The organism is Bacteroidota bacterium (assembly GCA_018692315.1).
GTDB lineage: Bacteria > Bacteroidota > Bacteroidia > Bacteroidales > JABHKC01 > JABHKC01.
Window position 1 is genome coordinate 18,019 of record JABHKC010000145.1, and the last position, 9,413, is coordinate 27,431.

General features: G+C 33.7%; 8 protein-coding genes and 2 rRNA genes. 6 read left to right on the forward strand and 4 right to left on the reverse strand.

Annotated features, from left to right (window positions below):
* Positions 1-18: 18 nt before the first annotated feature.
* From HN894_10640 to HN894_10650, 3 genes are all read left to right on the forward strand, one after another.
* Positions 19-1,941, forward strand: coding sequence for an ATP-grasp domain-containing protein (locus HN894_10640; protein MBT7143787.1), 1,923 nt, complete (start codon positions 19-21; stop codon positions 1,939-1,941).
* A 96-nt stretch (positions 1,942-2,037) separates the two neighbouring features.
* Positions 2,038-3,198, forward strand: a complete 1,161-nt coding sequence (locus tag HN894_10645; protein ID MBT7143788.1) for a beta-aspartyl-peptidase — start codon at positions 2,038-2,040, stop codon at positions 3,196-3,198.
* A 348-nt stretch (positions 3,199-3,546) separates the two neighbouring features.
* Entirely contained in the window at positions 3,547-4,425 is an 879-nt protein-coding gene (locus HN894_10650) for a hypothetical protein (protein ID MBT7143789.1), read from the forward strand.
* Between the two features lie 114 nt (positions 4,426-4,539).
* Here HN894_10650 and HN894_10655 read toward each other — a convergent pair whose 3' ends face one another.
* Complete coding sequence (locus HN894_10655; GenBank protein MBT7143790.1) at positions 4,540-5,403, reverse strand: helix-turn-helix transcriptional regulator; 864 nt, start codon at positions 5,401-5,403, stop codon at positions 4,540-4,542.
* A gap of 222 nt (positions 5,404-5,625) precedes the next feature.
* Between HN894_10655 and HN894_10660 the strand changes: the two genes are divergently transcribed.
* Positions 5,626-6,213 (forward strand): hypothetical protein, encoded by a 588-nt coding sequence (locus HN894_10660; protein MBT7143791.1) that lies wholly within the window; start codon positions 5,626-5,628, stop codon positions 6,211-6,213.
* Here HN894_10660 and HN894_10665 read toward each other — a convergent pair.
* Positions 6,210-6,398 carry a hypothetical protein gene (locus HN894_10665; protein ID MBT7143792.1) on the reverse strand — a complete coding sequence of 63 codons (189 nt, stop codon included), beginning with the start codon at positions 6,396-6,398 and terminating at the stop codon, positions 6,210-6,212. The genes HN894_10660 and HN894_10665 overlap by 4 nt on opposite strands.
* 779 nt (positions 6,399-7,177) lie before the next feature.
* On the opposite strand from HN894_10665, the gene HN894_10670 reads away from it, so the two are divergent.
* Complete coding sequence (locus HN894_10670) at positions 7,178-7,570, forward strand: hypothetical protein (GenBank protein ID MBT7143793.1); 393 nt, start codon at positions 7,178-7,180, stop codon at positions 7,568-7,570.
* 227 nt (positions 7,571-7,797) lie between these two features.
* Positions 7,798-8,100 (forward strand): hypothetical protein, encoded by a 303-nt coding sequence (locus HN894_10675; protein MBT7143794.1) that lies wholly within the window; start codon positions 7,798-7,800, stop codon positions 8,098-8,100.
* A gap of 725 nt (positions 8,101-8,825) precedes the next feature.
* Here HN894_10675 and rrf read toward each other — a convergent pair.
* Both rrf and HN894_10685 read right to left on the reverse strand, forming a co-directional pair.
* Positions 8,826-8,934 (reverse strand): 5S ribosomal RNA (rrf, locus tag HN894_10680).
* An 81-nt stretch (positions 8,935-9,015) separates the two neighbouring features.
* Positions 9,016-9,413 (reverse strand): 23S ribosomal RNA (locus HN894_10685); the annotation flags it as partial.

Sequence of the window (9,413 nt, forward strand, 5' to 3'; positions counted from 1 at the left end):
TAAATAATGGAGGTAAATATGAAAGATTTTTATGCTGATAAATTTTATTCTTACACAGGTCCTAATTATTATATTGATAAACCTTCAATGGTTTTTAATCTATACCTTGATCCTGAAGGTCCTTCAGTCGAATTTTATAAAGACCGTATTCTAGAAAAATTTCCGGAATTAGAAGAAAATTATCCCGACAGAGTTGCAGATTTATTCGCAATGGCCATTATGCTTGTTAGTAAAATGGGGATGAATTTATATATTGACAAATACAACATTAGCAGGGACGAAGACGAATGGATAATTGCATTTGAAAATCTCGACGAATATCTTTCGAAGGATATAATTTTCGTAGTTCAAGACTGGTTTAGAGCTATGAACGAAAATAATGAAGAATACGATTTTGATGCCGAATTTCTTCAATTAAAAGACGAGTTTGACAAGACTGTTTTAGGTGGACCTACAATCTATTCCTTAATTGAAGGAGGGATAAAAAGAGGGATAAACGTACATTTTCTTTATGAAGAAAATCAGTTTCAATGGGGCTATGGCAAAAAGCAGCTACGAGGTCGCTCAACAATTTTCCATACCGATGGAATAAAAGATACAGAATTTACCTCCTATAAAGATATGGTTGGCGAGTGGTTAGAACAATTTGGTTTTCCTACTCCAAAAGGATTAAATTGTTTTGAAGTTGAAGAAGCCATTGAAGTTGCAGAAGAGTTAGCTTATCCTGTTGTTGTAAAACCGGTTGCCGGACACAAAGGACAAGGAGTAACTACTGGTGTTAGCTCACCCGAAGAAGTAAAAAAAGCCTTTCAAAACATCCTCAATTTGGCAGAAGAAGAAGGTATTACTTTCGAAGGAACTTTAGTACAACAACAAATTTATGGCTACGACCACAGAATTTTGTGTATTGGAGGAAAATATGCAGCTACTCTAAAACGAATTCCGGCATTTATAGTTGGAAATGGGACAGATACCATAAAAGAATTAATTAGAGTTGAAAACGAAAAAGAAGTAAGAATTGATAATGCACGTTCGCCATTAGCAAAAATTCATATCGACGACGATTTAATAGATTATCTTACAATTCAAAATAAAACCATAGACACTATTCCCGAAGAAGGAGAAGAAATTGTTCTCCGCCGAGTTGCAAATATCTCGGCTGGCGGCGTTTCCATTAACGTAACAGATGAGATTAACCAGAAAAATATTGAGATGGTTGAAAATATCGCAAAATACCTGAATGTTACTGCATTAGGAATTGATGTTCTCGCAGCAGACATTACAAAACCATGGACTGATGGCGATTTTGGGATCATTGAAATTAATGCAGGGCCAGGCGTTTTTATGCACTTAGCTCCTGCTGAAGGCGGAACTATTGACGTTCCCGGAATAATTATGGAGCATCATTTTGGCAAAGAAGAAGGCGGAGGAAGAATACCAATTGTTGCTGGTAACAATATATCTGATGAATTAATCAACAAAATATATACAAAACTTACCGATTTTAAAGCCGATATAGAATTAGCAAGCCTAAGAAAAGATGGCATTTATTTTAACAATACTTTCGTAAATATGAGCGTAAGGCACGACGAAAATGTTAAAATGATTATGCGAAATCCTTTGCTCGATTTTGCAGTTCTAAATCACTCAAAAGAAAATATTCACGATTTTGGAATTTGGCATCAAGGTCTTGATGTAGCAATTCTCAATCACGCAAATTATGCCGAATATATTTTGATGAGAGATTTGTTGCCTGGAGGTATTCTAATTGAAATTAAAAATACTTCTGCAGAAGAAGAAATTGTGAAGATTGAATTAATTCTTTCTAAAGATTTGCATGAATTACGAAGGATTGAACTTAATGAAGATGACGATATCGATCATGCCATTTTTACAGTTCTTGTTCCTTATTTAGAGGAATTAGTTCATAAATACGATTGAGATAAATGAATTGGAAATTAGAAATTGGAATATAAAGTTATGATTCTCGTAATTATCGAATTCATAATTCATAATTCATAATTTATTTTAAAAACAATGATGAAATTAATTAAACAAGCAGAAATATACTCCCCTGAGCCTATTGGAAAAAAAGATGTTCTAATAGGTGGTGGAAAAATCTTAGCGATAGAAGATGAAATTAACCTACCTGAAAACCTGAAATTTGAAACTATAAATGCAGAAGGTTTAAAAATGATTCCCGGCTTAATTGATGCCCATGTTCATATTGCCGGAGCAGGTGGCGAAGGAGGTCCCGCCACAAGAACACCAGAACTACAATTAAGCCAATTAATAGATGGAGGAATTACTACAGTGATTGGCTGCCTTGGCACTGATGGTTTTACACGAAATCAGGAAAGTGTTCTTATGAAAGTAAAATCGCTACGAGCCGAAGGTGTTTCATCGTGGATGTATGCCGGTGCATACCAAGTCCCAACTCCAACATTAACCGGAGATGTTGGCAGAGATATTTCACTGATAGAAGAAATAATCGGAGTAGGAGAAGTTGCAATTTCCGACCATAGAACATCATTTCCATCCACAGATGAATTAATCAGATTGGTTGAACATGCAAGAGTTGGCGGTATGCTTGGCGGAAAAGCCGGAATAATAAATATACATATGGGCGATGCCAAAAATCCATTTCAGCCAATCCATGATGCTGTTGCAAAAAGCGAACTAAAATACAAACAATTCCTTCCAACACATTGCAACCGAAACGATTATATTTTTGAAGATGCAAAAGAATATGGGAAAAAAGGATATATCGACATCACCGCAAGTTCATACCCATATTTCCCCGAATACGAAATAAAACCATCGAAAGCAATTGTACAATTTCTCGAAGCAGGCGTGCCGCTGGAGCATATCACTATGACTTCCGATGCAAATGGCTCGCTTCCAGATTTCGACGAAAACGGCAATCTCGTAAAACTCGAAATGGGACAACCACGCTCGGTTTTCGATGAAATAATCGACACAATTACTGAAGAAAAACTACCTATTGAAAAAGCTATAAAAGTAGCAACGTCCAATGTTGCCGATATTCTTAAACTAAAGCAAAAAGGAAGAATTTTAGTGGGCAAAGATGCCGACCTTGTGATGCTCGATTCTAAAAATCGAATTTACCATATGATTGCAAATGGAAATATTATGGTGAAAAATGCTAAGGCTTTGAGGAAGGGGGCGTATGAGTAGATTACCAAAATATTTGTAGCTGATAGTATAGTGAGAGGGTGGCTTTAAGCCACCCTCTCACTTTTTGGGCAAATTTATCATAGCTCTCAAATTCATCAAAAATAGATATATATAGACCATGAGTTTAGTTCCGCCTGAATTTTGTCTATTGTACCAAACTTCATAAACTTTCAACTAATATTTTGGCATAAATTCCAGAATTGAAATTATTTTTAATATTTCGTATATATTTCATTTTAATCGAAAGTGTTAATAATATTACTATTTTTGATTTTAATGTAAAGTTGAGTTTTTAAAATTTAGTATAACAATATTTAAGTTTTACATATAAGAGAGGAGGTATATAAAATGTCGCTAAACAATATTATTAACCCAATAAAAACGCACAAAAAAGGAAAAAAACCACTCATCTTAGCTCATCGCGGCTTGGTTACAAAATTTCAGGAAAACACAATGTCTGCTGTAAAAGCTGCCATGGAAAGTGAAAAATGTAACGGTTGCGAATTCGATGTTTTTCTTACAAAAGATAACAAGGTGGTTCTATTTCATGACGAAAATCTGAAACGAGTAACAGGAGTGAACAGAAGCATTTACGAAATGACCTGGAAGGAACTACAAAACCTTTGTGTTCAGAAAAGTATAGAGGTAGATGGAGGATTGAGGCAATACGAAAAGGAAGAAAAAATTCCGCTCCTATCAGATGTATTGGAAGAAATAAAAGGAAAAGATTTTTTTGTCGATATTGAGATTAAAGCCTACCGACCTCAGTGGTCTCAAAGAAAAACAGGAAGCGAAGTGGCCAAAATTATCCAGGCAACAGGAACTGAAAATCAGGTAGTATGTTCTTCATTTGATTTTTTTATGTTACATAATTTAGAAAGAGAACACAAATCAATATTCTCAGGCTTTGCCTACGATGATGACATGCCTCTTAGCCACAAATGGATTAATTTTATTATGGAGCGAAATCTAATCGGGCGTTTTGTTAACTCGAATTTGGCTGTAGTTGAACATACTCTTATTGATGAAGACACTATATCTAAATACCACAAAAAGAATATGAATATTGGCACATATACGCTTTTTCCTCTTACTCCTCCGGGCAATGAGAATGAAAAATATGATTACTATGCTAATGAAGTAAAAAGATTGACAAGGCTAAGTGTTGATTGGATAGAGACAGATAATCCACATTTAGTATATGACTTGATTCACAGCGAAATGTAATTTTTCTTGAATAAAAGAATTCATCAATTACAATATATGAAAACAGAGAAAAATTCCTTGATAAGCGAAGTTTCCAAACTTCGCTTTTTAAATATCCCGATTATTGACAATCAATTATTGAACAAAACGTTTCATCTCGTTTCTATATTTCGAAGCACTTTTTCCTGTAAATTCTTTAAACAATTTATTGAAGTGTGAGAAATTGTTGAAACCGCACTCAAAACAAATATCGGTAATGCTACTTGAACTTTCCGATAGAAGTTTGGTAGCATGAACCACACGATATTCGTTAACCAGTTTTGTAAAAGTTTTCCCTGTCGATTTTTTAAAATACCTGCAAAAAGCTGGAACGGTCATGCTTGCCTCATCAGCAATCTCTGCCAATGGAATTTGTTTTTCGAAATTTTGATTGATATACCTGAAAATAATATCAATTTTTGCACTATCCTGAGGTGAGGTTTCAAAAGCGAAACCATCTGCATTTAACAATGTATAATCTTCGGCAGAAGCCAATTCGTGCAATATCTGCAAAAGCAACAATAACCTGTCAAAACCTTCACAACTCAATAAATTCTGAATCTTCGATCCAATCTCTTTTAAGGTCTCGGATTTATACATCACTCCTCTTTTTGCACGCTCAAACAATAATGAAATAGCTTTCATTTCAGGCAAATTCAAGAATGACAGCCCAAGAAAATCAGGTTTAAACTGCACTATAGTTTCTGAACCTTTCGATGTCAAACGGTCGCTAAAACCATGATGTGGCAGATTTGCACCCAGCAAAAGCAAACGGCTGCTATTGAAATAGGAAAGATGATTACCTATATGTACTTTTCCTTTTCCTTTATAAATAAACACTAATTCTATCTCAGGATGAAAATGCCAATATGCCTGATTCACAACAATTTGCTCGGAGTGTTTCTTCACTAATACAGAGCTTCCAAACTCAGGACTGACTTTCTCATATGATGGTTTCATTTTTATCATAATATAGAATTTTAACCATCAAAAGTACAACAAAAGAAATTATTAAAATATACTGAATTAACAGATATATATACAATATTAACCGTAAATAAAATAATGGCAAATATAAGTGTTAATTAAACATACTTATTGGACAAATCTGTTGTTGTTTTGAGGCATGAACTACCCATACATTTGTCCCGATTTTTTAGTATTAATTTAAAATAAAAAAATATGAAAAATTATGTAAAAAAAAGTTTAGCATTAGTGTTAATGTTTGTAACATTGGTTTCATTCTCAAATAAAAAAGGTTCAGTTTCGAACAAAAAAATCAATAATCCTACAAACTTAAGTTTTGAGAATGTAGCTGAAGGTTCAACATTGCAGATTAAAGATAAGGATAAGTATATCATTTACAAAGAAATAATAGAAATATCCGGCAAGTATTCAAAAAATTTCGATATGTCGAATTTGCCGGATGCAGAATACTTTGTAGAACTCCATATGCAAGACAAAATCGTAATTCTTCCTTTTTCAGTGAAAGCAACTGTTGCAACACTCAGAAAAGCTGAATCCCGTGAAATATTTAAACCCATGGTAAGTGTTCAAGGCGATTCAGTAATAATTTCGAGGAAATTGATGGAGGAAGAAAATTTGAAAATTGAAGTATATTACGAGGGATACGATTTAGCTTATAGTGAAAAAATAAGAGACACAAAAAACCTAAGAAGAATATACGATTTTACCGGTAGTCAGAAAGGGAATTATTTAATAGTTTTCACATCGAAAGGTAGAATATTCACAAATAATATTAGCATTTAGAATAAATATCTTGCAGAAATAAGATTAAAAATTCTATGATAATGTTTCATAGAACTTTTTTTGCTTAAAACAACAAATGTCCTCTGATAGACGAAGTTTCCGAGTTTCACTTTTTTTTCTTCTGACAAATTTTTGTGAATAATATATGCCAAACAAACTACAATATCTCCTCCAATTTTATCCATTCATTTTGTCGCACCACCGGAGCTTTTGAATTGCGGAAATACTATTATTACAAAGATTTTGCTACTTCATAGTCGGAAACAATTCATATTCCTCTCATTTATAGAATTTAAAAATTGGGGATTGTTTCAATGAGAAAAATAGGATGATAAATACTCATCATCATCAACCAAAAGTCAAACCTATGCAAAAATCCAGTATGGACGACATCTTAGTAGCCCGTCATTTATGGCGTGGCTGTAGAATTATGAAAAAAAAGTTTTTGCGGGATTATTGATTTTTTCCAAAAATCATGACAAAACGGTCGAATTAAATATTCAGAAAAAGTTCGAGCCACATATGCCCGGCATTTTAATGGACTCGAAAATATACTCGACAAACCAGTCTTGAGAAAGTTTATACTATCGAACGATTTAGAATTAAAAAGCCTAAGCGAAAATGTTGTAGCTATGCCTACCGTTCAGTTTCTTTCGTAGATTCTGATAATTATTTGGCGAAAAACCATATTATTTTTGGTTTTAAATATTTCACTATGAATACCTATATTCTTAGTCTAACTTTCGTTTTGTTTGCAATTACAAATCTTTTTTCTCAGGAACCACAGTTTGAGTGGACTGCGAGTTTTGGTGGAAATGGTTAGGACTATGGAAATTCTATTGAAGTTGATGAGGCTGGAAATATCTACACAATTGGATATTTTGAAGATACTATTGATTTTGATCCCGGTAATGGAGTATATAATCTAAATTCAAATGGTGGGTATGATATTTTTATTTCAAAAATGGATCATTCTGGGAATTTTGTTTGGGCAAAAACTTTTGGCGGCAGCAATGATGATAAAGGGAACTCTATAGCTATTGATGTTACCGGGAATATATATATCACAGGAAATTTCAAAAATACAGTTGACTTTGACCCAAGAAGTGGAATATCCAACTTAATTTCAAATGGTGGTAATGATATCTTTATAATGAAATTAGATTCTTCAGGAAATTTTGTTTATGCAAAAAATATTGGGGGAAGTTATGATGATTCAGGTTTTTCATTGGCACTCGATACCTCTGCAAATGTTTATATCACCGGTAGTTTCACAGACATTACTGATTTTGATTCAGGAATTGGAGTTTTCAATCTGACTTCAAATGGAAATGAAGATATATTCATAACGAAATAGGATAGTTCAGGCAATTTCATTTGGGCAAAAAGCATGGGAGGAGTAGGCAAAGATAATGGTCAATCTATTGCTATTTATGTTATTGGAAATGTTTATTTTGCAGGATTTTTTTTTTAACTGTTGATTTTGACTCAGGCTCAGGAGAGTTTAATCTTAGTTCAAGCGGAAGCGATGATGCTTTTATTAGCAAGTATAATTCATATGGGGATTTTATTTTTGCAAAAAAAATGGGAGGAATTGAATCTGATTATGTTTTTTCTATAGCACTTGATCCTGCCGGATATGTTTATACTATTGGTGATTTTTCTGGAACATCTGATTTCAATCCGGATACTGCGGTTTATTATCTCACTTCTAATGGTAGTAATGATATTTTTATTTCTAAGCTTGATGATTTAGGCAATTTTGTTTGGGCAATAACCACAGTTTATACAATATTTTTACATCGAAGAAAATGGACAAAAGAGCATGTACAGATAGATAGTTTATTTATTTACAAACCTACACTTAAATCTAAGATCAAAAGATGAAATTCACAAATAAAAAGATAATAGAATTCCATTTCAGTAGGTTATCTCAAAATGAATTGGATGACATATTTTTCTTAATGAACTACCTAAAATAATTGATCAAATTGTTCCGTCAGGCACTTCAATTTTTAGATATCGAAAACATAATCATTTTATTGAAAGATTTTTTTGAAAAGATATATCATAAAGGACAGGTCTGCAAAATATTAGAAAATTCGGATGAGCAATTGTTCCATTCTCAGCAAAGTTTTACTGTTTAATAACAACATCTGAAATTGATAATGGTCTTATAAGAAGTATTTATGAAACTAATCCATATCTAAAAACAACATTGAAGGAATTGAATTCTATATAGTATGAAAGTGGATGACAAAAAGCACGAATCTGGATTTACCTTTCTATTATTTTTGTACAAGCAACAGGCGAAAAGTAAATTTATTTATAAAAAATCGATAAGGGATACTTTGCCATCCAAATTAAATATTCAGAAAATGTTCGTGCAACCGATGCCAGGTATTTAAACAGACTCGAAGATATTTTAGATAAACCCTAAAAAGATTTTAGTCTCGAACGATTTAGAGCTTAAAATATTAAACTCGGATGTATTAACAATACCAGCAGTTCAATTTTTGACATAGCCATAAATACAATATCTCTAAAGTAGATAATACATAACAGATTCAAAACAAAAAAGCCTGACTATAAATAGTCAGGCTTTTTTAAAAAGTCGGCAACGACCTACTCTCCCACAAACGCAGTACCATCGGCGCGAATGGGCTTAACTTCTCTGTTCGGAATGGTAAGAGGTGGTTCCCCATTGCAATAGTCACCTTAAGATCTTTATACGATACTTTATCGTATATTCAATATTTTTAACATGTTGAAAACTCAAATTTTAAATAAAAGCTATAAGATTTATGAAAGCTTACGGGTAATTAGTATTGCTTGGCTTTGACATTACTGTCTTTACACCTGCAACCTATCAACGTCATCGTCTTTAACGACCCTTAAAGGAAATCTCATCTTGAAGCGAGCTTCGTACTTAGATGCTTTCAGTACTTATCTCTTCCAAACGTAGCTACTCTGCGATGCAGCTGGCACCACAACAGATACACTAGAGGTTTGTCCAACTCGGTCCTCTCGTACTAGAGTCAGGTCTTCTCAAATTTCCAACGCCCACAACAGATAGGGACCGAACTGTCTCACGACGTTCTGAACCCAGCTCGCGTGCCACTTTAATGGGCGAACAGCCCAACCCTTGGGACCTTCTCCAGCCCCAGGATGTGACGAGCCGACATCGAGGTGCCAAACCG